This window comes from Bradyrhizobium sp. Arg816 (genome assembly GCF_029989365.1).
Taxonomy (GTDB): Bacteria; Pseudomonadota; Alphaproteobacteria; order Rhizobiales; family Xanthobacteraceae; genus Bradyrhizobium.
Genome location: NZ_JAPRAQ010000183.1, coordinates 1 through 469, shown reverse-complemented (window position 1 = coordinate 469; position 469 = coordinate 1). Strand labels below are relative to the sequence as shown.

The window sequence follows — 469 nt, the reverse complement described above, 5'->3', positions numbered from 1 at the left end:
AGATACTTGCCGCCCTCATAGCGCAGGCCCGCATGAAAGCGGATCGCCGAGTACGCGACGCTCTCAGGCAGGTCCAGGCCGCGATGTTCGCGAAGGTAACGCTCAGCGAGCGTTCCGCGCGGATCGATGCAGTCCGCCCAAAGTTTCAGGGCGAACTTCTTGCGGCGTTCCTGGTCGTCGCCGGTCATGTCAGGTGCCGGCGCTTTGTCGGACTGCCAGTCATCGCCCAGGCCGAGCTTGCCGCGCACGTACTCGCGGCAGTCCTTCCAATCGTCGTTGGCGAAGCTATGGACCAGGAAGCCGTTTGGCGTGATGCGGACGGCCAGAGAGCGGTCCTTGCGCGAGTGCCCGGGGCCAGGGACGTTACAGGAATCGCGACCAGTCAGATCGCCGCCCATGACAGCGGCGATCTGGCGAGCGCTAAACGGGAACCGGAGCGCGCTCATGGCATCACTCCGAGCAATTTGTG

The 469-nt window shown here is 64.2% G+C and carries 1 pseudogene; it reads right to left on the bottom strand.

Annotation, left to right across the window (positions count from 1 at the left end):
- A pseudogene (locus OWC48_RS46420) lies at positions 1 to 446 on the bottom strand (hypothetical protein); the annotation flags it as partial.
- Positions 447 to 469 lie beyond the last annotated feature (23 nt).